General features: G+C 46.6%; 16 protein-coding genes. 7 read left to right on the forward strand and 9 right to left on the reverse strand.

The window, feature by feature from the left end; translation table 11 throughout:
• Window positions 1-28: 28 nt before the first annotated feature.
• Genes grdA through AB3Y96_RS11670 form a run of 3 tightly spaced genes read right to left on the reverse strand, consistent with a single transcriptional unit; the run spans window position 29 to window position 2,111 of the window.
• The gene (gene grdA / locus AB3Y96_RS11660; RefSeq protein WP_367299261.1) at window positions 29-505 is read right to left on the reverse strand and encodes a glycine/sarcosine/betaine reductase complex selenoprotein A; all 477 of its coding nucleotides are present in this window, start codon (window positions 503-505) and stop codon (window positions 29-31) included.
• Between the two features lie 60 nt (window positions 506-565).
• Complete coding sequence (locus tag AB3Y96_RS11665; protein ID WP_072310430.1) at window positions 566-880, reverse strand: co-chaperone YbbN; 315 nt, start codon at window positions 878-880, stop codon at window positions 566-568.
• Complete coding sequence (locus tag AB3Y96_RS11670; protein ID WP_367300313.1) at window positions 873-2,111, reverse strand: FAD-dependent oxidoreductase; 1,239 nt, start codon at window positions 2,109-2,111, stop codon at window positions 873-875. Before AB3Y96_RS11670 ends, AB3Y96_RS11665 begins: the two co-directional genes overlap by 8 nt.
• Here AB3Y96_RS11670 and AB3Y96_RS11675 point away from each other — a divergent pair.
• Window positions 2,092-2,988, forward strand: coding sequence for an alanine/glycine:cation symporter family protein (locus AB3Y96_RS11675; protein WP_367299262.1), 897 nt, complete (start codon window positions 2,092-2,094; stop codon window positions 2,986-2,988). The two genes, AB3Y96_RS11670 and AB3Y96_RS11675, sit on opposite strands and share 20 nt — an antisense overlap.
• Window positions 2,989-3,491: 503 nt before the next feature.
• Window positions 3,492-3,839, forward strand: a complete 348-nt coding sequence (locus AB3Y96_RS11680) for a hypothetical protein (protein ID WP_072310433.1) — start codon at window positions 3,492-3,494, stop codon at window positions 3,837-3,839.
• A 70-nt stretch (window positions 3,840-3,909) separates the two neighbouring features.
• Here AB3Y96_RS11680 and AB3Y96_RS11685 read toward each other — a convergent pair whose 3' ends face one another.
• The 3 genes from AB3Y96_RS11685 to wzzB form a co-directional block, all read right to left on the reverse strand.
• Window positions 3,910-5,406: a C69 family dipeptidase gene (locus tag AB3Y96_RS11685; protein ID WP_367299263.1), complete on the reverse strand. Its 1,497-nt coding sequence runs from the start codon at window positions 5,404-5,406 to the stop codon at window positions 3,910-3,912.
• A 205-nt stretch (window positions 5,407-5,611) separates the two neighbouring features.
• The gene (locus AB3Y96_RS11690) at window positions 5,612-6,139 is read right to left on the reverse strand and encodes a GNAT family N-acetyltransferase (RefSeq protein WP_367299264.1); all 528 of its coding nucleotides are present in this window, start codon (window positions 6,137-6,139) and stop codon (window positions 5,612-5,614) included.
• Window positions 6,140-6,227: 88 nt separating this feature from the next.
• Window positions 6,228-7,187 carry an LPS O-antigen chain length determinant protein WzzB gene (gene wzzB / locus AB3Y96_RS11695; protein ID WP_367299265.1) on the reverse strand — a complete coding sequence of 320 codons (960 nt, stop codon included), beginning with the start codon at window positions 7,185-7,187 and terminating at the stop codon, window positions 6,228-6,230.
• A 300-nt stretch (window positions 7,188-7,487) separates the two neighbouring features.
• Here wzzB and ydfG point away from each other — a divergent pair, with 300 nt between their 5' ends.
• The 3 genes from ydfG to AB3Y96_RS11710 all read left to right on the forward strand — a co-directional run bounded on the left by ydfG (window position 7,488) and on the right by AB3Y96_RS11710 (window position 9,088).
• Complete coding sequence (ydfG, locus tag AB3Y96_RS11700; protein ID WP_072310436.1) at window positions 7,488-8,234, forward strand: bifunctional NADP-dependent 3-hydroxy acid dehydrogenase/3-hydroxypropionate dehydrogenase YdfG; 747 nt, start codon at window positions 7,488-7,490, stop codon at window positions 8,232-8,234.
• Between the two features lie 188 nt (window positions 8,235-8,422).
• A complete protein-coding gene (locus AB3Y96_RS11705) occupies window positions 8,423-8,770 on the forward strand; it encodes a DUF1283 family protein (protein ID WP_367300314.1) in 348 nt (115 codons plus the stop codon).
• A gap of 45 nt (window positions 8,771-8,815) precedes the next feature.
• Window positions 8,816-9,088 (forward strand): DUF1161 domain-containing protein, encoded by a 273-nt coding sequence (locus AB3Y96_RS11710; protein WP_367299266.1) that lies wholly within the window; start codon window positions 8,816-8,818, stop codon window positions 9,086-9,088.
• Window positions 9,089-9,137: 49 nt separating this feature from the next.
• On the opposite strand, the gene AB3Y96_RS11715 is transcribed toward AB3Y96_RS11710, so the two are convergent.
• Window positions 9,138-10,628, reverse strand: a complete 1,491-nt coding sequence (locus AB3Y96_RS11715) for an MDR family MFS transporter (RefSeq protein ID WP_367299267.1) — start codon at window positions 10,626-10,628, stop codon at window positions 9,138-9,140.
• Between the two features lie 319 nt (window positions 10,629-10,947).
• Between AB3Y96_RS11715 and AB3Y96_RS11720 the strand changes: the two genes are divergently transcribed.
• Entirely contained in the window at window positions 10,948-12,336 is a 1,389-nt protein-coding gene (locus AB3Y96_RS11720; RefSeq protein WP_367299268.1) for a cytochrome-c peroxidase, read from the forward strand.
• A gap of 141 nt (window positions 12,337-12,477) precedes the next feature.
• Complete coding sequence (gene clcB, locus AB3Y96_RS11725; protein WP_367300315.1) at window positions 12,478-13,755, forward strand: voltage-gated ClC-type chloride channel ClcB; 1,278 nt, start codon at window positions 12,478-12,480, stop codon at window positions 13,753-13,755.
• A gap of 6 nt (window positions 13,756-13,761) precedes the next feature.
• On the opposite strand, the gene bioD is transcribed toward clcB, so the two are convergent.
• Together bioD and AB3Y96_RS11735 are read right to left on the reverse strand one after the other, a co-directional pair.
• The gene (gene bioD / locus AB3Y96_RS11730) at window positions 13,762-14,427 is read right to left on the reverse strand and encodes a dethiobiotin synthase (protein ID WP_367299269.1); all 666 of its coding nucleotides are present in this window, start codon (window positions 14,425-14,427) and stop codon (window positions 13,762-13,764) included.
• A gap of 228 nt (window positions 14,428-14,655) precedes the next feature.
• Window positions 14,656-15,876, reverse strand: coding sequence for an ROK family transcriptional regulator (locus AB3Y96_RS11735; protein WP_072310440.1), 1,221 nt, complete (start codon window positions 15,874-15,876; stop codon window positions 14,656-14,658).
• Window positions 15,877-15,970: the final 94 nt, after the last annotated feature.

Below are 15,970 nucleotides of genomic sequence, written 5' to 3' on the forward strand. Positions count from 1 at the left end.
AAAGCCACCGTTCCGGTTGGGGGAACGTCTATTGATTAAGGTACTTACAGTATTGCGCTCGGTATTGGCTCACTTCCGCAACGATAGAATCGATATCGAGAACCATCTCCATCATGCCAACCTGCTGTTGATAAACGTCATTGCTGACGGCCTGTTTAATTTCATCTTCAACGATGTGATAACACAGGAGTCCCAACTGAACTCCAGCCAGAGGGCCTGCAAAAGTCGGATCGCCGTTAGTGACAGTTTCACATGCCAGACCAGATGCCTCAGCTTCTGCGCCACCCAGAATTACGACTAAATCTTGTGGTGGGTATTTTTCTGTCAGTGCTTTAATACGACGCTGATTTTCCAGATCCATTGCTCCGGCGCTGGTTCAGACAAAACATTCCGTTGTGCTGAACACGACCTCTGCGCCTGCCGACTTCACGCAGGCTTCGATTGCAGGGCCTGGCACACCATCTCTATCACCTAGCATTATGATTTTCTTGCTTTTTAAATCCACTTATAACCTCCAGTTGTTGTAAGTAACGCTTAGAGTCAAGGCTTAAAGGTCAATGCAGACCTAAGCCAAAAGTGTTGTTATTGCCTGTTCAATTTGCTCCCGGTCGAGTGTTTCCCCGCTGATATGCTGTATACGCTCGCCATTTCGATAAAAGACGATGGAGGGTAGTCCCATCACTTTCTGCTGCATCGCCAAGCGGCGATTCCCCTGAATATTCAGGCTGCAAAATGTCATTTTGTTGGCGTATTTTTCTGCAAGCTGATGTATATCGGGCATTAGCTCTTTGCATCGGGTGCAGTTTTCGCTCCAAAAATCGACTAAAACAAGTCCGTTAGCGGTCTGTTCAGTGAAGTTATCTTTATTCAATTCAAGCATTGAGTGACTCCTCTAATAACTCGCTGAGTTCTGATTCATTGGGATCTTCGAAACGCCGCGTTTCTTTGCCGCGCTCTAGGCACACTAGCGTCGGTAGCTGACAAACGTGATAACGGTTAGCTAAACGCTGGTTTTTGTAGGTATCGATCGGGACTAACTGCCAGTGTGAATCATCGTGAGTACGTGATTCGAGCTCAGTCATTAACGCGACGCTTTCAGGTTGCAACGGTGACCAGAACAGTACTAATGAGCATTTTTCTGATTGCAGAATATGGTGCGTCCAAAAATCTTCTTGCTCAATGTATTGACTGGCTGCCACGGCGGCGCTGGCACCATCACCAGCGGCGGTAACGACCTGACGAAGGAATTTCTGACACACATCACCCACGGCGAAAATGCCAGGCAGCAGGGTTTCTTGCTGAGTATTGACTTTGATATAGCCCGCAGAAGTCAGCGGCAATTGTTTTCTGTGCGGTTCAAGCCAATCTGTTTGTGGAACGGTGCCTACAAACATAAATACGCCGTTGGTCTCAACAAGACGAGTGACGCCTGTTTTAACATTTTTAATTTCCACACTCTGTACCAACTCATCGCCGATAATGGCCGTGACCACGCTATTCCAGATAAAATGAATTTTAGGGTTCGAGAATGCTTGCTCTTTAGCAATCAGATCCGCATCTAAATGTCCTTCAGCATGAATAACAATGAGCGTAACTTGGTTGACATAGCGAGTGAGAAATACCGCTTCTTCAATAGCCGTATTGCCAGAACCAACAACAATAATATCTAGGTCAGTATAAAAGTCGGCGTCACAGGTTGCACAATAAGAAACACCGCGACCCGCAAACTCTTTTTCTCCGGGAATACCCAATGTGCGTGGCCGAGTACCAGTGGCAATAATAACGGCTTTACTGATAATGCTTGCACCGTCTTTAAGTTTGAGGACCTTTTCTTGTCCATCCTTATTAAGGTTGAGTGATATCACTTTGCCTAGTTGAAATTTAGCGCCGAAGTGAACGGCATGTTGATGGAATTTATCCATCAAACCATGACCACTGTCTTGCAATATACCAGGATAATTTTCTAACTCAGCGGTGGTACTACATTGGCCACCCATTTGGCGTTTTTCTTCAATGACCAATGTTTTTAAACGGGCTCTTGCAGCATAAATCGCCGCACTAAGTCCTGCTGGGCCACCACCAATAATAACGATGTCATACTGTGCTTCTATTGCGAATGCTTTTCATCTCTCCTTTGGCGTCAGTACCTGGATTGTGGGATTGTGCATCGCGATACTCGTTGGCTTGGTTGTGGTGGGAGGACTGCACTATATTGCAGCATTAAATGAAAAACTCGTGCCGCTGAAAGCAACGGTTTATGTGATTGGGGCCGTGCTTATTTTATTGCTTAACTATAACTATGTGTTTCCTGCATTACATATGATTGTCGTTGCTGCGTTTAATCCGCAGGCCGCACTAGGTGGTGCGATTGGAGTTTCAATTCAACAGGCTGCACGTTTTGGTATTGCTCGCGGATTGTTCTCGAATGAAGCGGGAATGGGTTCCACACCACATGCTCATGCCGTAGCAAAAGTTAAAAATCCAGAGGATCAGGCGTTCATTGCCATGACAGGGGTGTTTACCGTCTGCGTGATCGTAACATTAACCGGATTGGCGATAGTCAGCACTGGGCTGAAAATGTTGGATTTACAAGGACTACCGGTATCAGAGTTTTTACCGTTCATGGGGAAACATGGGACAGGTATCGCAGTAACGCAATATGCGTATACGCTGATTTTTGGCTATTGGGGTGGGGTGTTTATCACTGTTTCCCTGATGTTTTTCGCTTTCTCTACGATTATTGGTTGGTACTACTACGCAGAAACTAATATTCGCTATCTTTTTGGCTCCCCGTTATCACTGCGTATATTTCAAGCCTTAATGCTGTGCGCGCTGTTTGGCTCATCTGTGTTTAAGGTCGATCTGATTTGGAATATGGCAGATACGTTTAATGGCCTGATGGTTTTGCCTAACGTTGTAGCGCTAGCGCTGCTTTCACCAATTGTGATTAAGTACACCGAAACTCATGTTTACTTGCGTCAGCCATAACCAAGTCATCATGATAATGTCAGCGATGAGACAGGCATCAAGATTGATAAAACCCATGAGAATTGATTTCAGTATTGGTAGCGCTCTGTAAATTCTAGGCGGGTGATGTACCCATACTTTTTTAGATTTCACAGAGCGCCGCCAAAATCTAATCTACTGATTTCGAGGATCAGCGAGGCTAAGTTAAACAAAATAAGTATGCAACAAGAAGGAAATGAGTGGGGGGTAGGGAAATGCTGTTTGGACTCCTTATCAGCCAGATATTCAATTTAACATAATATACATTATACGAACTATGATAAGGATAGGTAGAATTTAAAGGTTTTTGGTCATGGTTGGACTCATCTGCTAATACGTCGCCGGCGTACCTAACCCGGCAAATTTTCGGGCACATTCTTCGAACCTAATGATAAATGTAAGTTAAGTTGTTGAGCTGAGGTTCAGAGCAAGGCTACTCAAAATCGTTACAATAGTGACACCATCACCAATAGGAGCTTATCAATATGTATGAATCAAAAAATATGCCCGTGATTTCACTTGGTGCGTTTTTAAAACGTCTCTCACTACATTTTGGTGGCGCTCTTGTTCTAATAATCACTACCTTACTTATTGGCGTCGTAGGACACATGGTTTTTGATACCAATATCAATTGGCATGATGCGACATTAAATAGCGCGTTTATCGCCAATGGCATTGGCCCATATTTTATTCCTCAAAGCTTGGCCGGAAAGGTCTTCTTTGCGTTTTATGGGATGTTTACCAGCCTAGTATTTATGACAACCTTAGGATTAGTGCTGGCACCTATTGCTCATCGGATATTGCATCAGTTTCACTTGGATGCTGAAAATTAAGTAATATGTAACAAGAAACCCAATCTGATGATTGGGCCTCTTCATTCAAGAATGCTCTATCCGTATATCATCAATCCTTCTTCGCTTTGTTGGCAAAGAAAATGTCAGACTGAATATCTTTGGTGCGGATGGTGAAAATTTCATTGGTGAGATCTTCGGTGAGTTTCTCTGCATCTGCCATGACACGAAGATTGAAATCATTTAGCATTTTATCGGCTGCGGCCTTATCTGTTTTCGCCAGTTTTAGATATTGTGCCTCAGTTTCTTTTTGTTGATCCGCAACTTTCGCTTCCCAGTCTAGATATGCTTTCTGGACGACCGGCGCAAGTTTCGGGTAATCCGTCATGACCAATGTTTGTAGTTTGCGATACTTCCAGTAGATCGACTGGCTGTCAGCGTGGTCCGAGCCGGTGGCATAATTAGCAGGGAAAGACGTCAGCCCACTGTAATAAGGAACAAACGCCGTTAGGTCAGCCATTCCTAATCCCACATAAGTCACTTCACCGATTTCTTTTGGTAACTCGGGGCGTACCTGCATCACATGTGCTTCATAGGTTCTGAAAACGCTGATTGGTCGCCACTCTTCCTTACCATTTAGCCCGTTCGAATACGGATCGTGTTTGGTGCCTTGGTAGTGATTACGCAGAATGGCTTTAACTTCATCAAGCGTAACTTTCTTTTCTGGTGTTAGGAAAACCGGAGACTGTCGCCCTTCTGCCATAACTTGCTTAACCGATGGGTTTAGCTGTTTCTGTATTGTCCAAACACGCGGATCGTTATAAGTCCGGTCGCGCTCATCATCGCGGGTGTAGGCTTTAGAGAAATTAAATTTGCCGTCTGTTTTAGGCTGATAAAGCCCCTTTTCTACTGCAAATTCAACCAGATTCTTTGACCCCATAACGTTAGGATCTTTAGGGTCATAGTTTTGTAATCGTCCTTGGTTGGCGGTAGCAACGTATTGATTATTCGGCACTCGCTGTGCCATCCACTGATGGCCAGACCCCGTTTCTAAATACCACAATTCTTTCTCATCTACCACGGCAACGCCAAATCCCTCACCTGCCCCTTTGGTTTCAATAATATGCCCCAGTAACTTCACCGCCTCGCGTGCAGTTTTGGTTTGTGACAGCAAAATATCCGGGATATCGTCCTCAGTAATCCCTGTTTCTTCAACATAAGGGTCAAAAGCAAGCGCTTTAGGTGATGCGAAAATAGACTCGGTTCCGCTCACGCCAACACCGGCTTCATTAAATCCAGTCGCGCCATGCAGCTGTGTTTTCCAATTAGGCACCGTTGTATAACGTAATGAATCTTTCGGTAAAGGATAGGTAAAATCATTCGCGCCATTATGTGCTTTAGTACTGTATGTCCCTGTCTGATTCTGTTTTGCAGGATGAATAACAAAGTGCTGCGCCTTTAATGCATCACTATCCGCACTACGTGCAACAATAATAGAACCATCTGCCGTGGCCTCATTGCCCGCTAAAAATGTCGTGCAGGTAAAACCCGTTGAGATTAATGCCATATTAATGGATAAAGCAATCGCGCATTTTTTCAAAGAATACATTCCTATTCCTTATTTTCCCGGTTTAATTAATTATCCTTTGCTATCAATCATGCTGATGCGCAGGAAAGTTCATGTAATTAAATAAGGGTAGCAATGAGTGGGATGCGATTACCGTGACAATGCTCCCAAGGCGATTGAGCAACCTTAGGATTATGTACACATTTTTAGAGAGGTAGGCTCTATTGCAGATATAAATATAAGGTGATCAGTTTAAGATCATGACTACGTTTTGTAAGTCATTGAGGAAAGTCACATATTGACTATTGGTAATAATTTTTTTGTTGCTCAGCACCACTAATTCATGGTCGTTAATCTCTGAATGATAGCTTGGATGAGTATGGGAATAACTGTTTTCTACAAACCCAAGGCTTTGGTAGAAACGTAAACGCCTATTCGCAATTTCGGTCGTCAACGGATCTATTTCTAAGATTGTCTGCGGGTGTTGAGACATAAAACATTCTAGAACTTTTTTGCCATATCCCTGAGAGCGCAAGCTTGGATTGATTGCCAGATGCTCGATATAGACATAGTCTCTAAACTTCCAATATCCAATAAACCCAACAAATACATTATCATGATGCCAAGCATTTAGATGGTATTTCTGGTTATCAAGCGCTGCCTGCTTCGCCCTTTCATCTCGCTTTTCATGATAAGGAAAAGCACTTTCATAGAGTTCATCTACACTTTTATAAAGTGGGTTGTCCATTTTTCCTATGCGCGTAATGCTAAACATCGATATCCTTCTTCCTCTAGAAACAATCAAGGGCGATACACCACGTTTTCTTGATGTGCCGCCCTCGTAGGTTAATTCTAATTTACCGTTAAGCCGCTTGCTTCTCTTTTATATTACGGATAAGTCCCTTGCACAATACAATTCCGCTACCGATCAAACCACCTAGTAATACGGATAGGATTAATATTAACGATTTTTTCGGTGCGTCTTTCATGACTGGCAATGACGGCTGTTGTGAGAATGAAAATGCTTCGAATTTATCATTACCGCTATCGCTAAGTTTAATCTCGCGCAGCGCTTGTAATGTTTCTCGGTTAGAGTAATAGCTATCACTTAAATACAACGGCCAAGAAGTTTCATTGGCAATTATTGTTTTTAACGCAGGCTCACCCAGCATAAATAGCATTTCATCAGAAAGTCCGGTGACCTCTTTGACAGCTACGCTCTTAGTGTTTGTAGCTTCTGCAACTTTCAATGCTTCCGATAAGGCATTTAAGCGACGTGCTTTTTTCTCCTCAGCCGTTTTTACCTGAGAATCTAATGCAGTATTAATGGCCTGCATTCTCACTGCCAATGCCTTCTCAGCATTTGAATAAAAGCTGCTGGAAGTTTGCTTGTTAACTTTATTTAAAACGGTAACCAATGATTTCTGTGCGTCCTTCGCCGTTTCAGCGCTAAAGCTCACGGTAAATGAATCTCTGCTCCCGGAGGTTGTCGGCTTAATCTCCAAGGGTTTTTCTGGCAGAAACGTCAGTGTTTCAGCTGAAACACGGGATACAAAGTTAGCAAACACATCATTGCTTATATCTTTACTATTGCTAGGGTCAATAACGGCCACAGCCGTAGGATAATCCGCCAGCTGGCCTAGCTGCGGAGGCGTAATAATCGCTGTCGATGTCCATTTCTCTTTTGCAACGGCTAGATATCCAATAGCCAAAACGATCGCAATACAAACAGCCGCAATGATTGTTTTCTTTCCGTTCCATAACTGTAATAGCAGGTCAAGCAGATCAATCTCATCAGTACCGTTTTTTTGCTCAAGACTCATAGGATTTCCCATACAAACTCATAATTACATTAGCTGACATTGCTCTTAAACAAATAATATATCGCCATTTCAATTTAAAGCGATTGTTATATCGTGTACGTATATGAATGGCGATAGTACTAAATCTGCAACCGGTTCTCAATGGAATAACTCCCTGTTCTGCCTATATTTTGGCTAGGAATGTTCCGTATTTTCAAGTATAGATGCACGTCATTATTCTGCCCCGTGTCATGGCAATTTAGCTCGCTTCTGGTAGATTGAAAGGCCTGTTCTTTCGCTAAATTAACGAGGCAATTGAGTATGAATATATTTGTAACCGGAGCCACCGCAGGATTCGGTGAGGCGATAACGCGCAAATTTATCAAGAACGGACATTCGGTGATTGCGACCGGTCGTCGTTTAAGCCGTCTCGAAACGTTGAAAGACGAATTGGGTGATGCATTAACTATCGTGCAACTCGACGTTCGCAACCGCGCGGCCATACAGCAGGCGTTAGAGAGTCTTCCGGCAGAGAAACGTAGTATCGATGTTTTAGTTAACAATGCGGGGTTAGCTTTAGGTTTAGAGCCTGCACATAAAGCAAATGTTGATGATTGGGACACCATGATCGACACGAATGCCAAAGGTTTGGTTAACATGACTAGGGCTATTTTGCCCAATATGGTTGAACGCAACGTCGGTCATATTATTAATATCGGCTCGACGGCAGCTAACTGGCCATACGCCGGTGGCAATGTGTACGGTGCGACAAAAGCGTTTGTTAAGCAATTTAGTCTTGGTTTGCGTGCAGACCTACACGGAACCCAAGTGCGGGTTAGCGATATCGAACCTGGACTGGTCGGCGGTACCGAGTTTTCAAACGTTCGTTTTAAAGGCGATGATGAGCGCGTAGGGAAAACATATGAGAATGCCAATGCATTAAGCGCAGATGATATTGCTGAAGCCGTGTATTGGGTCGCTACTCTGCCTCCACACGTTAACATCAATACCATTGAAATGATGCCGGTCAGTCAGTCTTTTGCCCCGCTGTCTGTCTACCGCGGCTAAATTTCACGACATTGTAAACTTCTGTTTTCGCACTAAACCGTACTGAAACCAACATTTTCGCAAACTATCAGCGGAACTGACGGAGTGCTATAGTGTCTTCATATCGAGAATGATGGCCTGAAAGACGGTTATTGTGAAAAGAGGATAGCGAATTGAAACTGAATAAATTGCAACTGAATAAATTGCAAATGGCCGCTCGTTGGATGCCTTTAGCCGTAGCCATCATGATCGGTGGCTGGCAGGCCACGGCTTTAGCCGATTCTTGTGCGTCAGGCAGCACCTGTGTATTTGGCTCTAGCGGCGGTCAGGATAACTCCCTGACAAAAGAAGATGCTCGTCAGCAGAAAGAACAATGGGATGATACCCGCTCTCTGCGCAATAAAGTTAATACCCGCGTTGAGAAGCAGTTCGACAAGTTCGACACAGCTGTAGATTTGCAAGACTCATGTGAAAAAAGTCTAAACGTTAATGCGTACTGGGAACCGAATACCCAACGTTGTTTAGATAGAAATACCGGACGACCGCTTAATCCATAAGCATTAAGTTTAAACGCTTTTGCAAGGATCCTTGGAGGATATTTCATGAAGAAATTATTGCTTGGCATCATGCTGTTGAGTGCTATTCCACTGGCTGCGCAGGCTTCCTGTGAGACAGTCAAAGCAGATATTAGCCAAAAAATCATCAAAAATGGTGTACCTGAGTCTGGCTTTACGTTGGACGTTGTGCCGAACGATCAGGCTGAAGCAAGCGGTGGTCAGGTCGTGGGTCACTGCGAAAATGACACGCAGAAGATCATCTATCAGCGCACTAGCGGCGCTGAAGACGACAGCACGCCAGCACCGGCTACTCATTAATTATCAGCGTTATCTCGAAACGGCTGCCTCATGGCAGCCTTTTTTGTCCCTAGCATTCGCCATCAAATTCCACGCAGGTCTCACTTTCAGGCTTTAATTTTGCCGGAATGAGCCACGCAGTGACTAAAGCAAACAACGACAATATTGCCGCGACGATAAACACCCAATGGATAGATGCCGCCACCTGAGTCGTTAAATTGACCATATTGGCATCTGGCTGTATGCCACTCTGGTGCATGCTCATGAGTTTCTGGACCGGATCATGGATATCCGGCAAGCGCCAATCGAGGTTGAGATTGAGCGTCGCACCTAAAATGGCAGTGCCAAGCGCTGAACCTAGCATACGGGTGAACACCGTTGATGCGGTGGCAATTCCTCGCATATTAGCGGGCGCAACATTCTGTACCGAAACCAGAAATGTGGTATTGGTCATCCCCATACCGCAGCCAATCACAAAGGCAGCCACTCTCCCCCATAGCAAGCCACTATCCGGCTGCTGCATGAGTAAAATGAAGCTTCCGGCGATAAGCAGAAAGCTGCCTAACATTGCTGTCGTACGATAGGACGTTAGCGACATCATCCGCCCGCTAAGGGTACTAGCCAACGGCCAGCCGATTGACATCATGGCTAACGTGGTGCCCGCCTCTAACGGCGTTCCCCCCATCACGCCCTGCACAAACGTAGGCAGAAATGCGGCAACGCCCATCATGGATGCGCCGACAATAAGCCCGCCAATATTACCCGCGACGATCACGTTATTCCGCCAGAGCGCCAACGGGAATAAGGGCTCGGGGGCTTTTTTCTCTTGCCGTAGCAGAAAATAAGCTGCGACGACAAAGAGTAATAGCAACGGAAACACCCAGTACTTCAGTATATCGGCCTGTAAGAGCGCAACCAGCAACGAGGCCACCGCGATAGTTAGCCAACACGTACCGGCAAAATCGATAGGATGCTGCCGTGGATGTACCGTTTCGGGGAAATAGCGCCACAGCAGATACATCGCCGTGATACCAATAGGAACGTTAACCCAGAAAACCAGTGCCCAGTTGAAGTGCTGAACAATAAACGCCCCCATCAACGGGCCTACGATAGCCGATACGCCCCAGACGCTAGAGAGATAACCCTGTATTTTTGGACGTTCCGCCGGTGAATAGATATCTGCAACGATGGTGAATGCAATCGGGGTGATCGCCCCTGCGCCCATCCCCTGAATCGCACGGAAAACGATCATCCACAGCATATTGTGAGAAAAACCGCACAGCACCGAACCCAATAAAAAAAGCGAGGCGCCGATATAGAACATCCGCTTGCGACCATAAAGATCGGCGAGTCGACCATAGATAGGAATTGAAATGGCCTGTGTTAATAGATATGCAGCAAATACCCAGCCCAGCAGTGAGAAACCGCCTAAGTCACCAATAATCGTGGGCATGGCCGTCGACACTATCGTTACCTCAATAGCCGCCATAAAGGTCGCTAACATACACGCGGTTAGCACAATGCCTCGATGTAAATATTGCTGTTCTACCTGCTCAACCATGCTGCCTCGCGAAAAAGCGAATAGAAATTTAGCTCAACACCTTACCATGAATATCTAGGCTAATAGTGTGAACTCTCGAAGAGAGAATAGGACTGAGATGAATACAAAAGTGACATTGTCACCTATAAGCTAAAATGATTTTTGATTGATTGCTGTTTCCTATCTCAATGATAGGCGCTACCGGCCCCTATCATTGATGATTGTCAACAAACACACGGGATACAACACGCACCATGGATAAGCCAAATTTTGGCCCTCTGAGGGTTGTGTACCCAGCGTTGGCGCAGCCCGAATTCATGCTCTGAAATGGAGTTTTAACATGAAAAAAATAACAAAACTTTTGGGAATTGCAGCCACTGTCGGTGTTGTTGGCTATTTAGGTCTAGTGGGATATGTCTATTACCATGATAAGCAACGAATTACGATGCCCGATCAGACTTCGCTTTTGCCACAAAATGCGGCAATACTGAAAACCCTGAGTGTAAAAGGCTGTGATTACTGCCACACCCCATCGGCACAGCTTCCGTTTTATTCACAACTTCCCATTGCTAAGCAACTGATGGAATATGACATCAATCTTGGCTACAAATCCTTTGATCTCACTCCTATTCGCAATAGCCTCATTAATAATACTCGCCCTCAACAGGGAGACATGACTAAAGTGGAATGGGTCATGCAGCACGACACCATGCCGCCGACTCGTTACACCGCGCTACACTGGGCTGGCGCTCTGAGTGATGAAGAGCGCTCCGGCATTTTGAACTGGGTGAAAGAACAGCGCATAAAATACTATGCCGCGAAAGATATGGCTCCGGCATTAATGAATGAACCCGTTCAACCATTGCCACGTACCCTTCCCGTTCAGGCTGATAAAGTGGCATTGGGTTTCCGCTTGTACCACGACCCGCGTTTGTCTGGCGATAATTCCATTGCTTGCGTTCATTGCCATCAGTTAGGGGCCGGCGGCGCTGATGGCCGACAAACCTCCATTGGCGTAGGCGGTGAAGTTGGCCCAATCAATGCGCCAACGGTATTTAACGCGGTGTTTAACATTGAGCAATTCTGGGATGGCAGAGCGCCAGATTTACAAAAACAGGCTGGTGGCCCGCCGCTTAACCCAATCGAAATGGCGTCCAAGTCATGGGATGAAATCACTGGCAAGCTCAACCAAGATTCTCTTTTCAAACAGCAATTTACAGCGGTTTACTCCGAAGGTTTTACCGGTGATACCATCACCGATGCGATTGCCGAATTCGAGAAAACGCTTATTACACCCGACAGTCCGTTTGACCGCTATCTTCGCGGCGATGATAAAGCGCTAACCGCCCAGCAAATGCATGGATATCAGCTCTTTAAAGATAATAAATGTGCTACCTGCCACACGGGGAAAATACTCGGCGGTCAGGCTTTTGAACCTCTAGGGCTGAAGCAGAATTTTGCTTTTGGCAAGGTGACCAGCGCGGATATTGGCCGACTTAATGTGACTCAAGGGGAACGCGATCGTTTCCGGCAGAAAGTGCCAACGCTGCGCAATGTTGCTCTGACGGCACCTTATTTCCATCGTGGTGACGTACCCACGCTGGATGAAGCGGTGAAGCTGATGCTGAAATATCAGGTTGGAACCTCGTTACCACAGAAAGACGTGGATGATATTGTGGCGTTCCTTGAGTCGCTAAACGGCGTTTATACCCCTTATCCCATTCATTAATCATCTCTAGGCGCCGCATTTTTGCGGCGCGGTTTCTTCCTGCTGTTAAAACCCTTAAACTGCTAGCACTTTTATGCCTTAGCACGACGCAGAGCGTGCTTCTTTTTTGCTAACCCGCGGCTAAACATGACTTCACCACGCATGAAACGTCTGATTCATATGCAACATTATCAACTGATGCTGCGCCGCTTAGCCATTGCGATGATTTTGGGGATCGCTGCAGCCACCGTTGTTTGGCTATTTCATCAATCGATGTTGAAACTCGAATGGTTATTCTTAGGCAGTCGCGGGGGAAGTCTGGTGGCCGCCGCGGCCGAGTTGCCATTATGGAGACGTTTGCTAACGCCTGCTTTAGGCGGGCTGGTTGCGGGTTCCATACTGTGGCTATTTCAGAAATATCAACACCAACGACCATCCGCCCCGACAGATTACATGGAAGCCTTCGACGCAGGCGATGGCCGTTTAGATATCTCCGCCAGCCTTGTCAAAAGCTTAGCCTCTCTAATTGTGGTATCGAGCGGAAGTGCTATCGGTCGCGAAGGCGCAATGATCCTGCTCGCGGCCCTGTTTGCATCGGTTTTTGCTCGGTTGTTTACACCACCAAAGGAATGGAAATTGTGGGTTGCCTGTGGCGCCGCCGCTGGGATGGCTAGCGCCTACCACGCGCCTTTGGCGGGGAGTTTATTTATTGCGGAGATCCTTTTTGGATCGCTAATCCTCGCCTCTCTTGGCCCGGTGGTGATCGCTGCGGTCAGTGCTCTGCTGATGAGTAATCTGCTTAACGGTGGGCAAGAAACCCTGTATCAGGTACAAATTCTGGTCGCACCGTGGCCAGTACAGTATTTATTGATGGCGTTGATGGGTGTGGTAGCGGGCTTTGCGGGGCCACTATTTCTTTCATTAATGCAATACAGCAGCCATTTCTTTCAACACCTACGCCTTCCTCCGCCGCTGCAGCTCGCGCTTGGTGGTCTGATCGTCGGTGGATTATCAATCATTTTTCCCGAGGTTTGGGGAAATGGTTACAGCGTAGTGCAATCGTTACTCTCTGCCCCGCCGGGTGCCTTACTCATTGGGGCGATTTTGCTTTGTAAACTGGTTGCGATACTGGCCAGCAATGGCTCAGGCGCTCCCGGAGGTGTATTTACCCCAACGCTGTTTATCGGCGCCGCGCTAGGTGCTTTTGTCGGGCAACTATTTGCGCACTGGCCGGGAATGGGCGAACACATTGCACTATTGATGGCGCTGACCGGCATGGCAACGCTGTTGGCTGCAACCACGCATGCGCCGGTGATGTCTGCGCTCATGGTGTTTGAGATGACGGGAGAATATACGTTGCTACCGGGATTATTGCTGGCCTGCGTGATGGCAACAACCCTGTCACGCTGGCTGCGGACAGGGTCAGTTTACGGCAAATAGGCGGCGCTATTTGAGAGGAGAAAGATCGATATACTTAGACAGATCTTTTTCCTCTGGACGGAACAGGTAAGGGATTTCGCCTAGCTGTGGCCCAGGCAACTTTTGGCGTAACGCTTCTAACGTTTCGGCATAATGCGAAAGCCCAGGGTTAATTCGGTTTGCGATCCAACCGGCAAAGGGTAAACCATCATTAATGATGGCCTGCGCAGTCAGAATGGCGTGGCTGATGCAACCAAGCTTGATACCCACCACCAAAATCACGGGCAGTTGCTCTTGCACAACCCATTCAGACAATGGGCGCAAATCGTGCATTAAAACACGCCAGCCGCCGGTCCCCTCAACCACTAAATGCGCTGATTTACCGCTTAGGTTTTGCAGCCCGCGGCTCATCAAACTGTAATCCAATGGCTCGCCGGTATAGGCGTTCGCAATTTCTTCCTGCAACGTTATCGGGTTTACTTCATCATAATTCAATGGGATAGAAGAAGACGCCTGCAATGTTAACGCATCTTTATTACGCAGTCCTTGCGGGGTTTCTTCACTACCGACGGCGATAGGCTTGTAGCCTACAGCAGTAGCACCAGAAGCATGGATGGATTGCAGTAACGCACGAGAAACGACGGTTTTACCGACTTCAGTGTCTGTTCCTGTGACAAAAACACGCTTTAACATGAATGATACTCCGGAGAATCTCCGATAAAAAAAACCAAAAAATTGGCGGAACGACAATTTCCTTCCGCCATCAACAATAATGAAAAGTCTAGGCGAAGCGGTAAAGCTGCAGCTTGCGTTAGCTCAATATTTTGTTTAACGAGGTGACAATTTCATGAAAAACCGGCATCTGTACCAAATTAGAGGTATGAATTAGAAAGGAATTTAGCCAAATACGTGCAGTTCCTGCTAGCCCTGCAGCAGCTGAACCAACAATGAACCATTGTAAAGTGCTTCTTTGACTAATGCGGCCGCAGGCATGGTGCCATTATTGCGAAAGCGCGTAGCCTCAACGCTCAGTCCCTGCGCATAATAAGGTAAAGACTGTTGCTGAATTGCCGCATTGATAGAGGGAAAGAGAACCGCGCTGGCTTGATTAAGCGGTGAGCCAATCAGGATTTTTTCGGGGTTAAACAGGTTCACCATAATGGCGAGAATTCGTCCCACGTTGTTACCCACGCTGCTGATAATATCCTTCGACAGCTGATCGCCCTGCATAGCGGCCTGACAGATAGCATCAATTGTGATCGGCGCGTTATGCAGCAAAGACGATGGCGAAAGCGGTAACCGCTGCTCGGCTAATTCAAGAATATGCCCAAGCCCTGCAACCGTCTCCAAACAGCCATGATTACCGCAATAACACTGCTTGCCATAAGGATCGACCTGCGTATGACCAATCTCCACCACGCTATGACGACCACCGTTTAACAAGCGACCATCGGTAATCACACCGGCACCCACATCATGATCGATAACTACCTGCAGCATATTTCTACAGTTTTCACCGGCACCGAACAGCGATTCTGCCATCGTCCATGCGCAGATATCGTGCTGAAGAAACACCGGTAGACCGGTATGCTGTTCCAACTCGACGCCCAGCGGCATATCACACACATCGGCATAAAAAGGCATGCGATGAACCATACCCTTCGCCGAATTAATCAATCCGGGAAGCGTAATGGCGATAGCCGTTAGTCGCTCTAGCTGATGCTGATGGCGGATAAAGAACTGATCAATTTCATTGATGATACGTTCTAGCAATGGTTGGTCTGCCTGTGCAGGCAATTCAACGTCTTCTTCAGCCACTAATTTACTGCTGAGGTCGCGCAGCGCCAGCGTCATCACACCATGACCCACACGAACGCAGAGATAATGCCAAGCCACAGTGTCGAGAATTAGGCCGACGGCAGGACGTCCACGACTGCCAACGTCTTGAAATTCGGTTTCTTGCACCAGATGCGCTTCAAGCAGTTCACGCACAATTTTAGTGATGCTTGCGGGCGCAAGCTGTGCGCGTTTAGAAAGTTCAATGCGGGAAATTTGGCCATGCTGATCAATAAGACGGTATACCGCCCCAGCATTTATCTGCTTGATTTGATCAATATGTCCCGGCTGGCTTTCAGCTATCACCGACCTACTCCCGCTTATTTTTCGCGCTTCTAAATAAATATTAACGCTATGGTGTCGGTTTTGAGTAAACCCGTCAACTATTTGATTCGTTATG

Source organism: Hafnia alvei (assembly GCF_964063325.1).
GTDB lineage: Bacteria > Pseudomonadota > Gammaproteobacteria > Enterobacterales > Enterobacteriaceae > Hafnia > Hafnia alvei_B.

Coding starts and splice junctions, on each gene's coding strand:
- AB3Y96_RS11665 (WP_072310430.1), bottom strand. CDS start 880: ATGCTTGAATTGAATAAAGATAACTTCACTGAACAGACCGCTAACGGA.
- AB3Y96_RS11675 (WP_367299262.1), top strand. CDS start 2,092: ATGTCATACTGTGCTTCTATTGCGAATGCTTTTCATCTCTCCTTTGGC.
- AB3Y96_RS11680 (WP_072310433.1), top strand. CDS start 3,492: ATGTATGAATCAAAAAATATGCCCGTGATTTCACTTGGTGCGTTTTTA.
- AB3Y96_RS11685 (WP_367299263.1), bottom strand. CDS start 5,406: ATGTATTCTTTGAAAAAATGCGCGATTGCTTTATCCATTAATATGGCA.
- AB3Y96_RS11690 (WP_367299264.1), bottom strand. CDS start 6,139: ATGTTTAGCATTACGCGCATAGGAAAAATGGACAACCCACTTTATAAA.
- wzzB (WP_367299265.1), bottom strand. CDS start 7,187: ATGAGTCTTGAGCAAAAAAACGGTACTGATGAGATTGATCTGCTTGAC.
- ydfG (WP_072310436.1), top strand. CDS start 7,488: ATGAATATATTTGTAACCGGAGCCACCGCAGGATTCGGTGAGGCGATA.
- AB3Y96_RS11705 (WP_367300314.1), top strand. CDS start 8,423: ATGGCCGCTCGTTGGATGCCTTTAGCCGTAGCCATCATGATCGGTGGC.
- AB3Y96_RS11710 (WP_367299266.1), top strand. CDS start 8,816: ATGAAGAAATTATTGCTTGGCATCATGCTGTTGAGTGCTATTCCACTG.
- AB3Y96_RS11715 (WP_367299267.1), bottom strand. CDS start 10,628: ATGGTTGAGCAGGTAGAACAGCAATATTTACATCGAGGCATTGTGCTA.
- AB3Y96_RS11720 (WP_367299268.1), top strand. CDS start 10,948: ATGAAAAAAATAACAAAACTTTTGGGAATTGCAGCCACTGTCGGTGTT.
- clcB (WP_367300315.1), top strand. CDS start 12,478: ATGAAACGTCTGATTCATATGCAACATTATCAACTGATGCTGCGCCGC.
- bioD (WP_367299269.1), bottom strand. CDS start 14,427: ATGTTAAAGCGTGTTTTTGTCACAGGAACAGACACTGAAGTCGGTAAA.